Annotated in this window: 12 protein-coding genes; 2 read left to right on the top strand and 10 right to left on the bottom strand. The window is 41.9% G+C overall.

What is annotated here, in order from left to right:
* Positions 1–3: 3 nt before the first annotated feature.
* Positions 4–384, bottom strand: a complete 381-nt coding sequence (locus ABJF57_RS18565) for a hypothetical protein (RefSeq protein WP_462232840.1) — start codon at positions 382–384, stop codon at positions 4–6.
* A 152-nt stretch (positions 385–536) separates the two neighbouring features.
* On the opposite strand from ABJF57_RS18565, the gene ABJF57_RS18570 reads away from it, so the two are divergent.
* Positions 537–893 (top strand): SnoaL-like domain-containing protein, encoded by a 357-nt coding sequence (locus ABJF57_RS18570; protein WP_462232841.1) that lies wholly within the window; start codon positions 537–539, stop codon positions 891–893.
* 110 nt (positions 894–1,003) lie between these two features.
* On the opposite strand, the gene ABJF57_RS18575 is transcribed toward ABJF57_RS18570, so the two are convergent.
* The 3 genes from ABJF57_RS18575 to ABJF57_RS18585 all read right to left on the bottom strand — a co-directional run bounded on the left by ABJF57_RS18575 (position 1,004) and on the right by ABJF57_RS18585 (position 6,344).
* Positions 1,004–1,960 carry a YheT family hydrolase gene (locus tag ABJF57_RS18575; protein ID WP_462232842.1) on the bottom strand — a complete coding sequence of 319 codons (957 nt, stop codon included), beginning with the start codon at positions 1,958–1,960 and terminating at the stop codon, positions 1,004–1,006.
* A gap of 138 nt (positions 1,961–2,098) precedes the next feature.
* A complete protein-coding gene (locus ABJF57_RS18580) occupies positions 2,099–2,674 on the bottom strand; it encodes a hypothetical protein (protein ID WP_462232843.1) in 576 nt (191 codons plus the stop codon).
* 214 nt (positions 2,675–2,888) lie between these two features.
* Entirely contained in the window at positions 2,889–6,344 is a 3,456-nt protein-coding gene (locus tag ABJF57_RS18585) for an amidohydrolase family protein (RefSeq protein WP_462232844.1), read from the bottom strand.
* Between the two features lie 261 nt (positions 6,345–6,605).
* Here ABJF57_RS18585 and ABJF57_RS18590 point away from each other — a divergent pair, with 261 nt between their 5' ends.
* Entirely contained in the window at positions 6,606–8,252 is a 1,647-nt protein-coding gene (locus tag ABJF57_RS18590; protein ID WP_462232845.1) for a family 16 glycosylhydrolase, read from the top strand.
* Positions 8,253–8,264: 12 nt separating this feature from the next.
* Here the strand turns inward: ABJF57_RS18590 and ABJF57_RS18595 are convergent, their stop codons facing one another.
* The 6 genes from ABJF57_RS18595 to ABJF57_RS18620 form a co-directional block, all read right to left on the bottom strand.
* On the bottom strand, positions 8,265–9,152 hold the full coding sequence (locus ABJF57_RS18595) for a glycoside hydrolase family 17 protein (RefSeq protein WP_462232846.1): 888 nt from the start codon (positions 9,150–9,152) through the stop codon (positions 8,265–8,267).
* 26 nt (positions 9,153–9,178) lie between these two features.
* A complete protein-coding gene (locus ABJF57_RS18600; protein ID WP_462232847.1) occupies positions 9,179–11,521 on the bottom strand; it encodes an MFS transporter in 2,343 nt (780 codons plus the stop codon).
* Positions 11,522–11,532: 11 nt separating this feature from the next.
* A complete protein-coding gene (locus ABJF57_RS18605) occupies positions 11,533–13,032 on the bottom strand; it encodes a glycoside hydrolase family 30 protein (RefSeq protein WP_462232848.1) in 1,500 nt (499 codons plus the stop codon).
* Between the two features lie 10 nt (positions 13,033–13,042).
* Positions 13,043–14,323 (bottom strand): glycoside hydrolase family 17 protein, encoded by a 1,281-nt coding sequence (locus tag ABJF57_RS18610; protein WP_462232849.1) that lies wholly within the window; start codon positions 14,321–14,323, stop codon positions 13,043–13,045.
* 4 nt (positions 14,324–14,327) lie between these two features.
* Complete coding sequence (locus ABJF57_RS18615) at positions 14,328–17,768, bottom strand: hypothetical protein (protein WP_462232850.1); 3,441 nt, start codon at positions 17,766–17,768, stop codon at positions 14,328–14,330.
* A 100-nt stretch (positions 17,769–17,868) separates the two neighbouring features.
* Positions 17,869–19,821 carry an immunoglobulin-like domain-containing protein gene (locus ABJF57_RS18620; RefSeq protein ID WP_462232851.1) on the bottom strand — a complete coding sequence of 651 codons (1,953 nt, stop codon included), beginning with the start codon at positions 19,819–19,821 and terminating at the stop codon, positions 17,869–17,871.
* Positions 19,822–19,827 lie beyond the last annotated feature (6 nt).

The following is a 19,827-nucleotide window of genomic DNA, read 5'->3' on the forward strand; positions in this document are numbered from 1 at the left end:
AGTTTATTTGCCTTTTAGCCGGTGATGTTTCAATGTTAAAAAGCTCACAATTACGTACGGAGTTGCGAGCAGGGAAATCTTGATGTTGAGCGCTAAAACTCCGATGAATAAGACGAAGTAGATCAAAAATCCCAGAAATAGCATGCCGATAAGCGAGAGCTTTCGGCTAGGTTGGTTTTGAAACAAGGTGAAAAGCAGAAGGATTTGTCCAAATAGGGGTAAAACGGTGAAAGGGTGCAAAACACTTACCGGATCAACAAATAGCTTGGATGCCAACTCCCATTCAAGCAGTAAGAGAAAAGTGGAATGGTCACCTCCCCATTCAAAGTAAACCAAAAGCGAGGTAGCTATCAGGCCCATGTTGAGCAGCTTGGCCCTAGTCATGGATTTGAAATTCAATTAATGGACTAAAAAATGTTGAGCTCGCACCTTTCATGAAGTCATAAATGTACGTAGAGGAAAATTTGAAGTCAAATTGCGCAAGAGTAATTATTTATATATGTTTGTACATATATGTATATACATTAAAATATAATATGATGACTTTAAGAGAAAAAGCACAAGACATTTACAATCAAGTAGGTCAGGGAAAACTGTTGGAAGCATTTGATCAGTACTATGCAGACAATGTAGTGATGACAGAGCCGCGAGGCACGTGGGAAGGCAAAGCGAATTGCCGTGCACATGAAGAAGAATTTCTTGGAATGGTAAAGGAATTTCACGGCATGGAGGTAAAGGCAATCACGTCAGATGAGACGGCAGGAGTTGTGATGCACGAAACATCCATGGATGTAACCTTCCAGGACGGAACCCGCGTAAACATGGAGCAGGTAGGTGTGCAGCAATGGGAAAACGGACAAATCGTACATGAACGATTCTACTATCAGGGATAATTCTCAGGGATACTGAAAAGAGCGGAGATTTAGCTCCGTTTTTTTTGTATTTCGAATTTCTTAGATGCGATTCAGGTGAATACAAAGGGCGAAGTACGGATGCTTACCACTTAAGTGATTTTTTCAAAGAAGCGGAGTATTTGCTGTTCGTTCCAGAAGTATTTTTGGTTATGCATGATAAAGCCAACATGCCCGCCGTACCGTGGAGTCATTAAATTTAAATGTGGGTTCTCACGCGCTTCGTCAAACGGATAGCAGGATTTTGATAAAAACGGATCATCCAACGCGTTGATGACTAAGGTAGGCGTCTCAATCTGATGAAGAAACTGCTTGCTGCTGGACTTGGCATAATAGTCTTTAGCGTTATTGAAACCATTGATGGGACTTGTAAAGTGATCGTCAAAATCAATCAGTTTTTTTACCTTATCGAGCGGTTCAATAGCGAATGCATTTGGGTATTGTGCGTGTTTCAATTTGATCTTTTGTGCTAAAGTCTGCAAAAAATGCCTGGCGTATAATCGGTTCTTTAGCTTCGAGAGTTCTTGTGCAGCCCCTTCCAAATCCACAAGTACTGAAATACTAACTACGGCCTTTATTTTAGGGTGAACTGGGTAAACGCCATCTCCGATATACTTCAGTACAATGTTTCCTCCCAAGCTAAATCCTCCCAGGTAAATCTCATCATAGTTGGGAAGTACATGATCAATGACTGTATGTAAATCTTCCGTTTTACCACTGTGGTATGTTCTCAATTGCCTGTTTATTTCACCGCTGCAAAACCGATAGTTCATGGCAGCAATGTCATATCCATTGGAATGCAAAAGGTCACTCGTCGCTTGAATGTATTTGGATGCACTGCTTCCTTCCAGTCCATGGCATAGGATGACCACTTTTCTGTTTCCACCCTCAAGAAAATCGATATCCAGAAAATCATCGTCAGGGGTGTTAATTCTTTTACGAGTGAATGATACGGGATCAAACTTTCGAAATTGAGAACTGTAGATTGTGCTGATGTGCCCATTCCGGAACGGTAGTATGGGCAGATAGTCTGTTGTGAGAATTGGCATATTTAGTGAGCTGCAAAAAGCAGATACCAGCTTAATGATAGCATGGCGATGTTAAGATACACATACACGAAGTACCATCTTTTACAATTGCTATCCAATAGTTATTTGATCCGATAGTTTAGGCCAAACTGTAAAGTGTTAGTCTTTAATCTGTTTGAAGAAATAAACATTTGATAGGGAGCTTGAGTAGCTATACATGGAGTTAAAATTGATTTGACTGGTTATCTCAAGCGTCAAGCCTAGTCCCATCATACCTTCCAGAAAGAAATTTTTAGCTTCTATGAATTCTCGTTTAAGGTTAAAGTTGTTCACAAAACCTAATGCAATGACCGGCTTGATTCTGCCTTTTAGAAGTTCATATTCAATGTTGAGAGGGATGGAAAGATACCTCTGTTCAATGACTGTTGGGATACTTAGCGCCCTAAAGCCGTCGCATGAGGCGCAATTGAAATAGCCGCTAAAATCTTTATTGGAGAAGAGGACACCAGATTTAAGGTTGAGTCGATTCGTTATTTGTTTGGTAGCAGATACACCTAACCTAAAATTGAATTCAGATCTATCGATGATATAGCCATTAATGTTCCCGAGAGTCACTATGTAATTATCACTTTTGATTTCATCGTGGGAAAATTGCACTCCCAGAAGCAGGCCTTTGTCCTGTGCAATTGTAGAAATTGGAAGGATAAGCAACAGGAATAGTTGAATCTTGTTCATGCTTGAATTTTTTAGGTAAGCAATTATCTTGGTCTGAATTGCTGGTCAATCATATGACTCGGAATATGAAAGTGTGGTTGGAAGCTGTGCTCTGATAAGTGCTAGCGGGTATCTGGTATTGAGGGACTTAGCTAAGCATGCTGATCATTTCGAAATAGAAAAACCGAACCATATGGTTCGGCTTTTCGCACTGTACATGTTGTAGTGATTCAGATTATTTCTTCTCACCAGGAAGAGCCATGCTATCCGGTCCATCTTTCACCCAATAAAAGTCCGGTGCTTTCTTCTCACGAGGATACACTTCGTCGAGCGTGTTGCCATCGTAAAGGCGGCCGTTTTTCATTACATGCGAAATGGTATTGGTGTTGCGAATATTGTCCAATGGATTCTTATCCATGATGACCAGGTCTGCTAGCTTACCAGCTTCAATTGATCCAACATCTTTGCTTAGACCTATTGCTGTGGCACCTAAGATTGTTGCTACTTTAAGGGCGTCCAGTTCTGGCATGCCTCCGCTTTGCACAGACCAAAGTTCCCAGTGATATCCAAGTCCTTGTAGCTGACCGTGCGACCCAACGCCTGCCAGTCCACCTGCCTTCACCAAATCACCAACAAACTCACTGTGTCGAGGGAAGATGTGCTCATCATCAATGAACCATGCTCTTCTTCTGCGTGACTTCTGATCGAGCTCGCGCTTCGGTGTGAAGAAGTTGATTTTACCATCATTCTGAACATCCTCCGTGGAGTAGTAGTACTCTTCGGCCCAAGGTCCTCCATAAGACACCAAAAGGGTAGGTGTATATGCCATCTTAGCTTCGGCTGTTAGCGATAACACATCGTTGTAGATCGGATAGATAGGGAAGGAGTGTTCGTGTCCCGGATATCCATCGATCAATTGCGTAAGGTTCAGCTTCATATCCAGTGCTCCCTCGGTGGTAGGCATCAATTTTTGCTCTTTAGCAGCCTGGATGATCCATTGTCTGTGTTGACGATTTCCCGTGATGTACATCTTGATAGTCTTGGTGTTGAAGTACTCGGAATATTGTTTCAACACATCTTGTGCATGCTCAAGACTCTTGATGTTGTAGTACCAAAAACCGACACCAGGACCAGTGGAGTAGACTCTTGGTCCCAATAGATCTCCTGTTTCCACCATATCTGAGTAAGTCAATACATCGGTGGTGGCAGTTTGCGGATCACGCGTGGTTGTTACACCATAAGCCAAATTAGCCGCGTAAACCCAAACCTGATTTTTGTGCAGTCCCCAATTGGGCCACATGTGCGCATGTGTATCTACAAAACCAGGAGTGATGGTTTTTCCACTCATGTCCATCACCTTCGCATTGCCGGCAGCTATACTGCCAGAAGCACCTACCGCTTTGATTCGTGCGTTCTCGATGAGAATGTCGCCGTTTTCGATCACTTCATCGCCGTTCATGGTGATGATACGAGCGCCTTTCAAAAGAACCGTTCCTTTTGGCACATCTTTTTTCACTTCCACCTTAATGCGAATTTCATTGGGTTTATATCCTTCATCCTCTTTCTTTTCTTCATCTTCCTTGGCATCACCCGCTTTGCCTGAATCATCATCGCCTCCTGCTTCTTCAGTATCTCCGTCACTGTCCTCATCAGACTTTTCTTTGTTCTTCTCTTCTTCTTCCTTCTTCTTCTTTTCTTCTTCCTCTTTTTTCTTCTTCTCTTCCAGCTCCTTTTTCACACGCGCTGCTTCTTCCATGTCGTAGGCAAAGTATGCGTTGCCCAGGGTGAAGTTGACGGTATTTCCGTCTTTGTTCCAGTGAGCAAACTCCCCACCAAACTTGGTGAGTTTCCAACTTGGGAAAGCTGCATTATCGGGGTTGGATACTGATATTTTCACTGTTTCAGCACCAACGGGAGGTACGGTGACGACAAAGACATCATTGTTGATTTTAGCGAGCGCCTTATCACCTTGCGGTGCCATCAATACATATTGTGCATTGCTTGGCTGGCGTTGCGGCTCGCTTGGCCCACCATTCATCAGCATATTGTGATCATGGTTGAGTGCTGGATAAGTCATGATTCCTGATATCTTCAGGTGTTCCTTTTCATCTGTGCCATCCCAGCGCATGGAGATCAGTCCTTTGCCACCGTGGTACATGTAAATACGGTTGTCTTTTTCCACAAAATGAGGCAGATTTCTTCCGCCTGCTGCTTTGATCTTATTGACGCTTCCACCGTCAGCACCTATCCAACCAATGTTTTCGTTAGCTCTGAATGCAAATGGACCGATAGCATCGTCATAGGCTTTGGCTGTCCCATACAGGAAAGCAATCCGATTGGATTTTTCATCCCATGCCAGGTTGGTGTACACACCTCCTTGATTGGTGAGCTTGGAGACTCTGCCGCCTGAAGCGCGCACCTTATAAATGTGACCTTCAGTACCTTCCCATGTTGAGAAAGCAAGCATGGATCCATCAGGAGACCATACGGGCATTGCCTCGGTGAAATTGTTTTTTGTTACCCGTTTTGGTGTGCCATTGGGGTAGTCCATCACATAAAGCCTGTTCAGTACCGTGAAGGCAATCTTGCTGCCATCGGGTGATCTTTTGGCATCTCTGATCTGATTGGCTATCATTTTTGTACTATCGTAAATGGGATAGTCAAATTGAACCATCGGACCAAAGTCCAACTCCTCATCTACTTCGAAGGGTATTTCTGTGGCCTGACCTCCATTGATGGGAATTCGCCAGATCTTACCCCCGTAAGAGGCAACCACCGATTGATTGTCAGGAGTGAATGATAGTGCAGGGTAGACACCCAGCCTAGCTCTGGACTCCTGATCATCGCGACGAACAGGATATGCCAGCCATTCTTCTTCGCCTGTTTGCAGGTTTCTTTTTCTCAAGCCAGTCTCAGTATTGTATCTGGAGGCATACACCAACCATTTGCCGTCCGAAGAAAGGGTAGGTGCAAAAGCTGAACCATATTGATTGGTTTGTCCAGCTATTTCACCGGTTTCTCTGTCGTAGGTGGCCAGCTGATATTGTGGCATTTGTGCGTTGTAGTTCCATGCGCCGAATCTTCGCGAAAACCAGAGGTAACGATCGTTTTGTCCGAAGGCAGGCTCTATCGTTTGCAATCCGTCCGGCTTTTTGATGAGCTGGATTCCACCGCCACCATCTTTGTGGTACATGTGGATCTTAAGTGTGCGTATTCCCTTGGAAGCAAAAATGTAGTTGCCATCGTTGGACCATTCTGCGGCTTGATAGTATTTATCGCCATCCTTTGTTATTTGCTTTGGCTCGGCCGCTTCATCGGTAAGGTCAAGTGTCCAGATGTTTTCAGATCCGCTTCTATCCGAAGAGAAGACGATTGACTTTCCGTCCGGACTATATCGTGGATGGTCATCGAAAGCCATTCCTGAGGTGATTTGTTTTGCTTTTCCGCCCGCAATGGGGAGCGTATACAAGTCACCCATCATGTCAAAGATGATTTCCTGACCATTTGGATGAACATCCAGGGATATCCAGGTTCCTTCTTTGGTATTTAATCGGATTTTTCTTTCGGGCTCAAGCGGCAACTCTTTCGTTGCTTTCTTTTCTTTTGTGGTGTCTGCATCAGTCTTCTTCTCTTCCTGAGCAAACAGAGTAATGCTCAGTATGGAGAGCATGATCAGTATTAGGTTTCGCATGTTACTTTAGGATTGGTAAAAAAGCCAATTTATCCTAAAATATCAGGACGAGCCAAGGAAGTTACATGAATGGGGAGACTCTATCAAAACAAGCTAGAGGGTATTTCATGGAAAGACCAGGTAAATGAAATTACGATTGGCTAAAGTATTGGGTGCTTCGAATAGCATGCTCTCATTTAGAAAAAGTGATCTGTTGGGGTTTTGTATAGGTTGTTTATTCGTTGATAACCATTTTTTTTTTGACCTTTATACTAGATGCAGATGAGTCATTTTTTGCTTAGAATTATATTATTCATATATCCCCTAGTAATTGGGTTGATTGCTTACAGTCAAACGGAAGATGATATTAATTATTCTTTGGTCTGGTCGGATGAGTTTGACTATGAGGGGGTTCCAAACCCTGAAAAATGGCATCATCAAACAGTGTTTCCAGTTGGAAATTCTTGGTTTAATGGTGAACTGCAACACTATACGGATCGATTGGAAAACTCTTTTGTGGAAAATGGTATTCTGAAGCTGGTTGCTAAAAAGGAAACTTTTACTGATCAGGGAGTAATTAAGCAATACACTTCCGTAAGGCTCAATTCTAAATTTGCCTTCACAGAAGGGAAAGTAGAAGTAAGAGCTAAAATACCGGCAGGAGCAGGAACATGGCCAGCCATTTGGACGCTAGGAAAAAACATCATTGAGGATGGAGGATACTGGAATGATGAAAATGGTACTACTAATTGGCCGGCATGTGGTGAAATAGATATCATGGAACATTGGGGTAGCAATCAAAATTTCATTCAAAGTGCCATGCATACTCCTTCTAGCTTTGGAGGTACTGTTAATAAAGGTGGTCGTACAATTAGCACGGCAATTTCAGAGTTTTACGTGTATGAACTGGAATGGACGGAGACAGAAATGGTCTTCTCTGTCGATGGGATAGTTCACTACACTTATCAGCCTTCTTCTAGAAATGATGACACTTGGCCATTTAATTCAGATCAGTATTTGTTGCTCAATATTGCCATTGAAGGCAATATGCCATCTGTCAATCCTTCTTTCAGTGAGACGACCATGGAAATTGACTATGTAAGAGTTTATCAGGAGACAATGTCGACACCTCCAATTTTTGCAGCTCCATCACCAACGGAAAGTGAAGAAGAAGTAATCTCTATCTATAGTGACAGCTATGAAGATGTAAGTGATCTAGACTTTAGTAGCCATGGAACTGCCTTTTTTGAAGAGGTTAGTTTGAGCGAAAATAAGATACTTAAATATTCGCTTAACGCTGAGGAAGATGGAAATTTTCAGACAATTGAGTTTCCAATGGATCAAAAGCTGAACATTGAAAAATTGGGAGCGACCAACTTTCAATTTGATGCTTGGTTCTCTGATTTTTTGAGAGAAGAATCGACGTTCAAGCTTAAAATATTGAATGATTCAGGTGAAGAAAGTATTGCCGAATTATTAATTGATAAGAGTGCTAATCCTTCTATTTCTCAAGGAAAATGGATTGCCTACAATTTCACTATTGGGGAGTTAAAATTGAATGGTTTGACTAGCATGGATGCCATTTCACAAATTGTAGTGGATGTAGAGGGGTGTGGTACAATCTATCTTGATAACATCTATTTTTATGGTGCTACTCGTAAAATTCTTGGGAAAGAATCAGAATTTAGTAGCCTCAAAATCTATCCCAATCCAGTAGTAGATTTTGTTAAGATCGACTTAGATACTGAATTACACCATCAACTTCTTCGAGTATATGATGTGTTAGGGAAAGTGTATGATATTCCGGTCACTATGGATAGGAACTCCATGCAGTTGGATGTAAGTGAACTAGAAGATGGTAGTTACATTATTCATCTAGAGACTAATAAATCCATTGAAACTATGCGCTTTCAAAAAAAGAAATTTTGAAAGCGCTTAAACTTAACAAAATTTCAATTTTTCGTCTTTGTCCCAGATGCCCCAAAAAGCACCCACATCACCTTCTGCACCAACCTTCCAGGATTCATCAAATGAGGAGAAATAAAATATTTCAATGCCTTCTTCGGCAGACCACTTCTGCGTGTTGATGAAGTATTTAATGGCATTTTCTTTTGAAGGATAGGCACCTTCGAGATTGGTACCTTTATCCGGCCAACCTGTTTCGGTAATGATGACTTTCTTACCATTGCCCGCACGCAGCGCCTGATGGTACATGTCTTTCATGTATAGCAATGAGTAGTCCTGATCACAGCCTTCCCAGAATGGGTAACAATTGGCAAGAATGACGTCACATGCTTGCGTGATCTCAGGTCTTTCCCGAAACTCATAGTAAGCATCTACATATCCTACAGGCACGTCTTTGATTTGACTCTTTGCCCTGAAGATGAATTCGAGTAGTTCCTCTTCTGTGAGATCTCCTCGATACATGACCTCATTTCCTACAGCGGCAACATCTACGTAGCCTTCATTGGCCAGAGTGATTAACCCAGCCACTTCTTTTTCATTGATCTCTGCATTGTCTCCGAGCCAGGCACCTACGAGTGTCTGCATCCCATGCTCTTTGGCAATTTTCGGAATCAATTCATTGCCTTCGGTGCAGGAAAAAGACCTCACCCATTTGGTGTAAGGTTTGATGATTTCAATTCTTCTTCTGACCTGTTCTTCTGACAATTGATCTCCGGGTTTTTGCCCCTCCATGTAAGGACTGAAACACAATCCGTGCATTCCAGCTTTGAGTGTTTCGCAATAGAAATCGTTGAGCTCTTTTGGGCTTTTGCCCTCAAAGTCAATGGATGCTAGTGCTAGAAACCTTTCTGATCGTAATGACATATATCCTTTGTTTATTAAAGTAAAAATTATTGGAATTTAAGTTGGTCGTTTTTATCCCATAGCCCCCAGCTCTGACCTACATCACCTTCTTGTCTGATCTTCCATGACTCATCAAAAGAAGAGAAATAGAGTAGGTCTACTTTATTCTCTAGTCTCCAATTGTTCACATTGATGAAATATTTCATTGCATTTGCAGGAGTAGGCTGCGCTGCTTCGGTATGCTCTCCACGACTCGGCCATCCCGTTTCTGCTATAATGACTGGCTTTCCTTTTGCAGCTTCTTTCGTCACTTCATGCATATTGTGAAGATAGTTTGTGGCTTTGTCAATGCTCGCACCTTCCCAGAAAGGATAGCAGTTTGCAAGGACAACATCGCATGCATCTACTAATTCTGGATGTTGATGGAATTTGAAGTAGGCATCTACAGAACCGATCTGTAAATCAGGCAATTCTGCTTTCACCCTTTTGATATACTCAATAAGCTGACTTACTTCTATATCTCCTCGTAACAATACCTCATTACCAATAGCTGCAATATCCACATGACCCGCTTTTGCAAGTGCTATTAGCGCGTTTATCTCTTTTTCATTTTGTGCTAAATCTCCGCTTATCCATGCACCGACCATCACCTTTAACCCTTTCTCGTGTGCTACCGGAGGGATGAATTCATTTCCATCTATGCATGAGAAGGATCGTGCCCATTGAGTATATGGCTTGATGACGTCCATACGCTTACTTATTTGAGCTTTTGATAATTTATCTCCTACATTCTGACCCTCCAGGTATGGACTAAAGCTAACGCCATACATTCCTTTGTTTAGGGACTCCATGAAAAGTTTTTGGATCTGTTCTTCAGATTGAGAGCTGAAGTCAACGTCTGAGGCAATTTTGATTCCCAAGTTGGTTTGGAATTTATCCAGATGGAATCCAGCGTAGGAGGATGCTACAGGAATCAATCCTTTTTTTCTTTTTATTTCCAGCTGCACTTCCCTTGCAGACTCCTCGGTGACGTCATAATCCTTCATAATGTATATGGCGATCAATGTGCCAAATACAGGTAATCCGGAAAAGAAAAGCCTTAATCCATCAACGGCACCTTCCGGCTGAACTGCCAAGTTGCCATCAAATCCTACAACAGATAGGATCACTCCACTTAATCCACCGGCTATAGCAAAACCAAACTTCACCATATACCAGTAGATTGCTCCGAAAACACCCTCTCTTCGATCACCATATTTTAACTCATCAATGTCAATAACATCTGCCGTCATCGACATCATGAGCGTAAACAAACTTCCGATACCGAATGAATGAAAAGGAAGGGCGAAAAGAAATAGCCATGGCTTACCAGGAACGAAAAGAAACCATAGGGAAATATATCCAACGATGGATATGGCTTGAGAAACCATGAAAGCTTTTTTCTTACCCATCCTCTTAGACATGTTCGCTACTATCGGAATGACGATGAATGTGGTGACGATAGCTCCTGCACTTCCAAAAAGAGGTGTCCAATAGCCCGCTCCTGCGGCATCTCCACTATATAAATGCCATACGATAATGAAGAAAGCAAAGCCTGAGATGGTCATGAATGAATTGTAAATCAGGAATGTGGAAATACACAACTTTCTAAAAGGCTTGGATGAAAACGCCTCGACAAAGCCTCGTCCGATTTTTTTAAAACTACTTCCGATGGCCCTTATTGAGAGCTGGGCGTAATTTTCATTTAGTGTTGACTTGCTAGGAATGAGTGCTGGAACCATTGCACAAAAAGCGAAAATGACGCCTACCCATATGGCAAGCTCTCTTGTGGCTGTTTCAGTGTCTGGGAACCAACTTGGGTCGTACATAATCACCCAAAACCAGGGAGCGATTACCCATGCCCATTGACCGATCCATTGAGCAATTGCCATGATTTGTGTTCGTTCGTGAAAGTCATCACTCATTTCATATCCGATGGCTACATAGGGTACGCTGAAAATGGTTAGGCCAATGTAGAATACGAAGGACCACAATAAGAAGTAGGTAAAGTTATAGCTCACTCCATTGACACCATAAAGCTGCCACATAATGGCAAAAGAGACACCCATAACCACAGCTCCAACTAATACGTATTGCCTTCTTCGTCCCCACTTTGATTTGGTATTATCTGAGATAAAACCCATAATAGGATCTGTAAATGCATCCAGCATCCGAGGTAAAAAATATACGATACTCCACATCCAACCAGGGAAGCCCAAATTTTGGACAAGTACCACCATGAATATTCCTAAAGATGCCGGAAACATCTGATTGGCAAGCATACCCACACCAAAGGCTACTTTATGGCCGAAGGGAACAGTGTTACTTGTTGCTGAACTGGAATTACTCATATGGTTTGGGGTTAAGTTGGATTGCTTTCTTGGATTATGATCGTCTGAATAGCTTTAGGATTGATAGTAATAAGGTTTGATTTTTGACCTAATGAAAGGTTGAATGACGCAGGATCTTCAGTAGGATTAAAAACAACTACAGCAATGGTGCCGTCAGGATTTTGAGCAGCTGTCGCCATGATGGAGTCATTGGTCTTTTCAAGGCCTATTACAACGGCACCAGGTCGAATGTATTTACTGAAATGTGCCATGGTGTAATAGAGAGGAGTGAAGTACACTTCGTCAGCATCCGGATCTACAATCACTGGCGCTGCACACCAGTTTTCAAACCAGTTTGGTCCCCCTTGCCGATCAAGCACCATGTTCCAGTCTACCCATCCGTCAACCCAGTTATTCAAACAGCCGATTATGTCTCGTGCATAGCGATTGACTGGAGCGTATTTAGGATGTAAGTATTTTTCATCTTCTGCTGCCCAATCCCAACCCCAGTCTGTCGCTTCTTTTGACCAGTACCAAGTATCATCTTGCCACTTAGGTACTTCAGAATCAACACATCCCTCAGTCTCTATCAGGAACTTACCTGGTGCTTTATTGTGAGCATATTGCAATGCTTCCGGAAAAACTTCATAAGTACTTTCATACCAATGAATGGCGGTTCCATCATAGTATTTGGATGTGGCTTCATCTTCGAACATGACGTCTACCCATTCTTGTAAGCCAGCTCTGTTTTGGTCATAGCCGAGAATGATTTTATCGCCTTTACCGTCTGCTTCCAATTTTGGCCCCAAATGATTCATGACAAAATCAGTCATTTCTTCCGGAGTGTAGTGCATGCTCTCCCAGTTGTTTCCATTCCCGTGTGGCTCATTTTCTACCGTGAAGCCCCAGATGTCGATACCTTCTGCTTCATAGGCATCTACGTATTTAGAAAAGAATAAAGCCCAAGTGTCGTAGTATTTGGGAAGCAATTTTCCCCCGACCCATTCATTGTTGTCCTTCATCCATGGCGGGGCAGTCCAAGGGGATGCGAAAAGCTTAAATCCATCTTCTGAAGCATTCATGGCATCTTTTATCATCGGAATGAGGTCATCCATGTCGTCTTCGATCGTAAAGCTGTCCAAATTCATGTCTTCAGGAACTGGCGCATACGAATATTGACTCAAAGAGAAGTCGCAGGAATTCATGTGGGTTCGATTGAGCGAATAATTGGCTCCTTCGCGACTGAAGTAAGCGTCTATTACTTTCTTTCGATTTTCCTTCCCCAATTTGTTCAATAAATATGCAGATGACTCAGTAAATGCCCCTCCAAATCCAGTAATGGTTTGGAAGGTTTTTTCTGGGTTGAGTTGAATAGTAGAACTGTTATCAGCTGTAGGGAAGGAGGTCACTTTTTCTAGTTTCTTTCCGCTAGCAGAAGTCTCGTAAACATCTACGGCCAATGAATTTTCCTGAGTGCATCCCATGGAAAGTGTGATTAATGAAATAGTTAAACATTTAGAAAGTAATTTCATAAGCTTCCGTTTATTGTGCCACTTCAATTTTTTCCTTGAATGGAGGATCAAAAGACATCTCTAACAATTTTTCTACATCTCCGTTGTGTGTTTTTTCCACGGTTTTTCCAGCCCTGCTCAGCCCTTCAAATACGCCTGAATCTACCAAAGACCAAAGAGGAAACTTCGCTTGTCCGTCATTGGTGAAAAGGCCAAAGAAATTTTCTGAACCCTCTGGGTTTTGTGCATCTTTCCATGGTTCGTCAAATGCCTCAAAATAGAAACAAGTGATACCGTTTTCGTTGGTCCAATCTCTCACGAGCTTGTAATACAGACCTTCTTTGTATTCATCGGTTGCTTTGGATCCTTCAGCACCGTATAGGTGATTGTCCATACTTGCCCATCCTGTTTCACCGATGTGTATGGGTTTATTGGCTCCAACACTTTTCATGTAGTTTTTTACGCTATCATATTGCGATTTTGAAAATGCCAGCGAACGCTTCATAGCTGCTTCTATTTGCTCCTTTTTGGATAAATTTTCCTCTCCATCAAAAACACCCCAGAATTCAGGATTGTAATGTGTGTTGTGCATGGGGTAGGAGTGCATGGAAATGAAATCAACTGCTTTGATCAATTGGTTGAGATCTTCAACATGGTATTCCGGATCACCACCACCCCAAGAAGAAAAATCATCAGAGCTTGTAATCCAAAGATCTTTTGGTAGTTCCCCTTTTGCTTTGAGCTTTTGTAGGTGTTTCACCCATTTTAGAATAACGCCTGGCTGCACGTAATAGGATGCAGCCCATTTCACCATTGCTTCATTCCCCACAGCAATGATTTTGACAATGTCTGGATACTTTTTCGCTACTTCAGCTGCTCTTGCAATTTCATCAGCGTTTTGCTCACTTTCTACGTTGTGATCAGGTTCCATGTCAGTCCATGCATTTTTGCAGTCTATCCAAGCACCAAGCATGACATACATCTCAAAATTGGGATCTTCTTTTTTCAGTTCACTGATGGCCTTGACCACATTAGTTGCATGAGGCAATTGGACGTTATACGTTCTTAGCAATCGTACTCCCATTGCCGAAAGGAGTTTCATGTCTTCTTTTAATTGCTCAATAGTTGGCTGGATTTTTCTGCTATCCTGCCGGTATCCACCATATGAGATGGCTAAGTATTCAGAGTTTCCTAAAATTTCCTTTGCTGATATCTTCTCAGATTGCATGTTGTCTTTCTTTTTTGCTGTCCCACAAGACCAAGCTATACTGATCATTACAATACACGCCAATATGTTTTGTCTTAGGTCCATTCTTTTATTTTAAATCTTTTTGATCCACGAAAACGTGTACTTCTTTTATTTTTCCTGATCTACTAAAAAAGTGTCGACTCGTTGATTCATCCAGTGTGTTAGAGTCAAATGAGTACGAAGAGTCATCATTATTGAAAACAGTAATTTTATATTGACCTGCGAGGGTATAGGTAACGGGTATCTGACAGTAAGTAAAAACAAGACTGTTGGCTGATACAGTCAATGATTGTTCGCTTTGATCCGTTGCTATGTATTCAAACTGTTCATTCTTTTTAAGGAATTCTTCTGCTCTTAGCAGGCATGGTTTGAATTGTATTTTGCCATCAATCACTGTGATACCCAATTCCCCAACTCTACTCAAGATGTCTTCTTTCACCTGGCCTGTCATACCGGGCTGCTGAGCACCTTTCCCTAGCGGCGTATGTGAGTATGGATCTATTGGGAATGCACCATAGAGTTCAGGGGATTTATTCACACCTATGCCTTCGTTTATTTCATAGTAGTGTTCGAGATGTTTCCCAACTATCTCCGGTGATTCTCCATTGTGAACGGCTTTGAGCGCGCATTCTTCAGTAGCCAAAAGCAGTTTGGATACCATGTGCCAATAAATGGAACCTAGCCCTTCATACCCAAAGAAGGTACCTGAACGTCCCGTAAATGCCTTATGATCAAATACTTCTTCATAAATTTTAAGAATCTGTTTACGATCTTTCTTTGCAAGTTCAGCTTGAGAAGTATTTGAAAGAAGATCAAGCGCACTTTTTACATCACTGGCATTCCTGAAATTTCCATTGAAATGGCATTGATTTTTGATGTCTTTTATAACTATTCTAGTGTCCCCATCATTGATCATTTGACTCAATAGCTCAGATGATTCTATGCTTTTAGCGGGGATGACATTCTTTTCTAAAAACTTAGCCAACTCCTTATTTGGATAAAGCAAATAGGTGTATTGGTCAGGTCTAAAAAGCTTACTGCCTTTCATGGCATCAAGGACTTCAAGACTTTGGCGAGATGATAGGTACCCAGAGCTCAAGACGGCTACCTGGCCTTCAAGCATCTCGCTTAAGTGGCTGATACTTGCCTCACTTTCATTATCAACGGTCATCAGGTTGTATGCATGATACATCCCATCGGTTCGTTTATTGGCATCAATGGAGTGGTCTAGAAAATCCAGCACCAGCTTACAAAACGATTCCAATTCAGAGATAACTACTTTTCGTTTACCTCCAGAGAATAATTTGTTATAAATCTGGTTTCTGTATTGGCTTCCAGCAATACCCAGACCATCGAGAATTTCTTTCCTTGTATGATTAGAGATTGAGTTCTTTAAATCAGCATGGTGATGTTCAAACACCTTTCTGATTGCTACATATAACTCTACTAGTTCTATTGAAATAGCTATTTCCTTAGGCCCTCTTTGCTTTTTAAGCAATTCTTGAAGAAAGCTGAAAAAACGACGTAAATAGTAGAGTGTGACCATAGACACTCCGTTTCCAACCAGCGCATTGTTTGCATCATTCCATTCGGGGCGTTGCGTGTTTAACCATATGCCACCTTCAGGAATGAAATTGGATAATTTGGCAAGTGAGGTTGCTAAAATCTTTTCAAGGAAATTGACCCGATAGATGTCGCCATTTTTGGTTTGAAGCAATGCGCCATCAGCACCCTTCTCTTCTCTATTTTTTATTATTTTCTCATCCAATTCTTCATCGAAAATGATGGTGTCTTTGGGGTCTACTAAAATTTCCTCATGCGCCTTGATTTTATAAGGAACGTTTGCATACACAAAGATGTCTTGGGAGAAATAGTCGTGCAGTTTACCTGGAAAATGACTTTCAATAATTTCTAGAAACTTTTGAAGGTAAATGATCTGGTGATCTCCCCAATAGCCTATGTAGGACCAAGGATCGTCCGGTTCGATGGTTTCCCAGTCGAAACCGTCTTTGGTCACTCTGTAAGGGTTGTAACCATCAAAAGTGCTGGCATTGAGAAATTTAGCAATCATGCCTTCAATAAACTCAGGGTAGGAGATCGCCAGAGCTTCCCAATTTTGGAAAATGTCACGCCAATTTCCTTGATAATCTAAAATTTTAGAGCCATCTACTTCATTCCTGGTATTAATGGAAAATTGATTCCATGGACGACTGGGATCTCCGTGTCTTCTGCTGAATTTTAGTGGAAGGTATTCTGTGCTCAAACGGATAAAATCTACATTTTTTGAAGCCCTTGCTGCTTCTAATAATTGCTGATAAGTAAAGAGCTCGTCAAGCTTGGAGAGTACATCACTCATTCCTTGGGCAAGATCTCGATTGGCTTGTTTTAGGTACTTTCTAAAGTCCCATTTTTCAATCTGGTAGTTTTCATCAAAGATCCCACCTCTCATGATGTTGAAAAGTGTATTTGAGTAGTGACGAGCGTTTCTCCTGCTGTCTGCAGTTAGTTGCAGCCCATCTGAAGCACCTACCCGTTGGATGAGTCTTTTGGTGCCTACATTGATGTCTTCTGTAATTGCTTTTGCCAGCGTATGATCGTTTTGGATGCGATCAGATAGTACTTCAATCTGGCTGATGTCTTGATTCACATTGATGACTTGCATCCAAGTTTTGGCTTCCTTGGATGCTAGTTCAATTTCTTTGGAAAGGAGGTAAGCCCCTTTCTCGGCTTTAATGTCTGTTTCCTTTTTTACAATTCCCGTTTTTCTAAACTGGTCTAGTTGTAAAGAAGAGAGGAGGTGGTTAGGCTTTCCCAACCCAAGCGACCAAACCACATTTGCTTTTAAAGCTTCGCTTGGCTCTGCTCGATCTACAATAATGGCGCTCAAGGCAAAAATGCCGAGTCCGCTGCGTTGATCAAGTTCATTTCTTTTGTAAGCATCGACAAGGTTGCTGCTTTTCGTTTGTGTGTCGGAAGGAACTCCGCTTGGCAGGATGTTTTGGATGCCATCCAATAGATGGACTTTAATTTCTTTATTGGAATGGTTTGATAGCGTACTTTCCCGTATGAAGCCAAACTCATTGCTTGAACTCCATTTATACTTAAAAGTAACTTCAAGGTCATGGTTGACTTCTTCAAAGATGATTTTATTACCGTAAAGGTTTTTGTAAAGGTTTCTGGAGTAGCTGAATTTCCCTTCGTTTCTATTGGTGAAGGGTTCCCATAAATGATCTTCATTACCTTTTTGAATACGAAAAATGGATTTGGATCCAGTGTTTTCAGCTGATTCAGTGATTTTGTCATCTGTGTAATACGGAAAGATGGCATTCGCGGCATTCTTTCTACCTGCAGTTAATCCTCCGTTGCTAGAAATGAACATCCAATGATTGGAGTCACTCACCACACTCATAAAGAAGGGGCGCATGAGGTGATTGTTGCTGATTTTAAAATAGGTTTCTGAATCTATTTTGATTGATTCAAGATTGATCTGATCCATATTCTTGTCCATGGCACAAGGCATATTTGCCTGTACTATTAAAATGTCTTTTTTTATGATTGTATAAAACAAGCCGACCATTTAGGCCGGCTTGTATGATTATTGATTCTTATTAATTTGAAGAAACGATCTTGATGGATACGTTATCGAAGTATATATCCATTGTAGAGGAAGCATCTCCTCCAGTGGTGGAGGTGAATTGCAAAGTAATTCCTCCACTTACATCAGATCCTGCAGTTGCAGTGAATGAGAAAGATTTCCACACAGCAGGATCAGCATCTAAGGCTAAAGGTCCACCTCCCAAAATTTCATTACTTGAAGTACCGCCTCCATTGATTTCTGAGAAAAATTCAGCAAAGCTTACTCCTCCGGCTGCTCCTGCCCCCCGCGCATCAAATGTAATTTGAATTTCATCACCTGTCACAACTGTTCCAATTGCCAAGTTTGCTTGCTTGATAATAGCAGCAGAAGCAATTGTAGTATTGTTTAGTCTTCCAGAGTAGGTGCCCGAAGATGGGTTACTTGTTTCTGCTGTGAATGTACTTCCTGCAGTAGGAAAACTTGCCCATCCTGAAATATCCCCTGCTTCAAAATCTCCATTTGTTGCAAGTTCGTCTCCTGCGGAACCTCCGCCTCCGGAGCTCGCTTCTTGCTTGATGTCGTCCACATAAAATACTCCGGTGGTAGCACCAGGCCCATCAACAAATACAGTTATTCCGTTGAAAGTTCCTGAAGACGCACTAAAGTCAAACGTTAATTCTTGCCATCCGGTAGTAGCAGCAGTTGCAGTTAATTCTACAGGTGCGGTTCCTTCTAGTTTTAATAAAACTGGAACACTTGCGGCAGACGAATTGAATTGCATGGAAATTTGCTTGTCAGTGCTCAAGTCAATATCGGTACCTAAAGAGAATGTGACACCTTCAAAGCCGGCACCTATGTTGGTTATTTGACCAACTTTATTGGAAGCATCGGCAGGATCTTCAGCAAAAGCAAATGCGGCACCATTAAATGGACTTGCAATAACAGCCTCATTTTCGAAATCTAATGGTAATCCAACAGTGTACTCTGATACGAGTTCAAGTGTCACATTGTCAATTACCACTACGCCTACATCGGCACCCATGTCAAATATGATCCTGCTGTTATCCGAACCGAAATTGGCGGTTAGCTCATAGCTAAAGCGCTGTTCAGTAGCCGTCAAATCAACAGTTTCAGTTTTGTTGGTAAATGGTTGCTCATTTAATCCAATACCGGCAAGTATTGTTCTTGTGCCATCGGAAGAAGCATTGAAAGATAATCTATACGTATTGCCTGATCCCATTGGAACTACTTGACTTATGTTGACATCAAAGCCATTTCCGGCAGTTTCCACGTTAGCAAATGCAAAACTATTACCCCCTTCAGTTCTTACATCCAAAGCATTACCTATCCATCCTGTTCCATCACCCGTCTCAAAGTCGCCATTAGTCAATAGGCCTGCACTGTATGTAATGGTTACAGTTCTGATCACCTCTGTTGCTGCATTACCAGCAGCATCACTTACATTATATGCAAGTGTATAAACACCTGGTTGAAGGGTGTTAACCGTTCCCGTTACCTCAATGTTTGCAGTAACATTCCCATCAACATTATCATTGGCGGTTGCTCCTGCATCTTCGTAATCTGATCCGATTGCCAGCGAAATTTCAGATTCACCCACAAGTGTAATTACGGGAGCATCCTGATCCACGGCTCCTGCAGAAATCACTACCTCTCCTGTAGCAGTATTATTGCCTCCGTCATTAGTGGCTAATAAACTTATAGTGAATGTGCCTGCTTCTGTGTATTGTTTTGTAACAGTTGCATCGGAAGAGGTGGAGCTAGTTCCATCTCCAAAATCCCATGCATATGTATTGTCTTCTCCGGTAGAAGTATTGGTAAAGGTTGCCGTAGCTCCATCTACTGACACAGTGAAACTGGCTACTGGGGCTTCTATCACAGGATCTTTGTCCTCGTTACAACTAAATAAAAACACGACTGAGCCAAGTAAGGTCATCAGCAATGCATTTTTAAGTATTTGTCTCATAATATT

It is taken from the genome of Ekhidna sp., from assembly GCF_039940915.1.
Taxonomy (GTDB): Bacteria; Bacteroidota; Bacteroidia; order Cytophagales; family Cyclobacteriaceae; genus Ekhidna.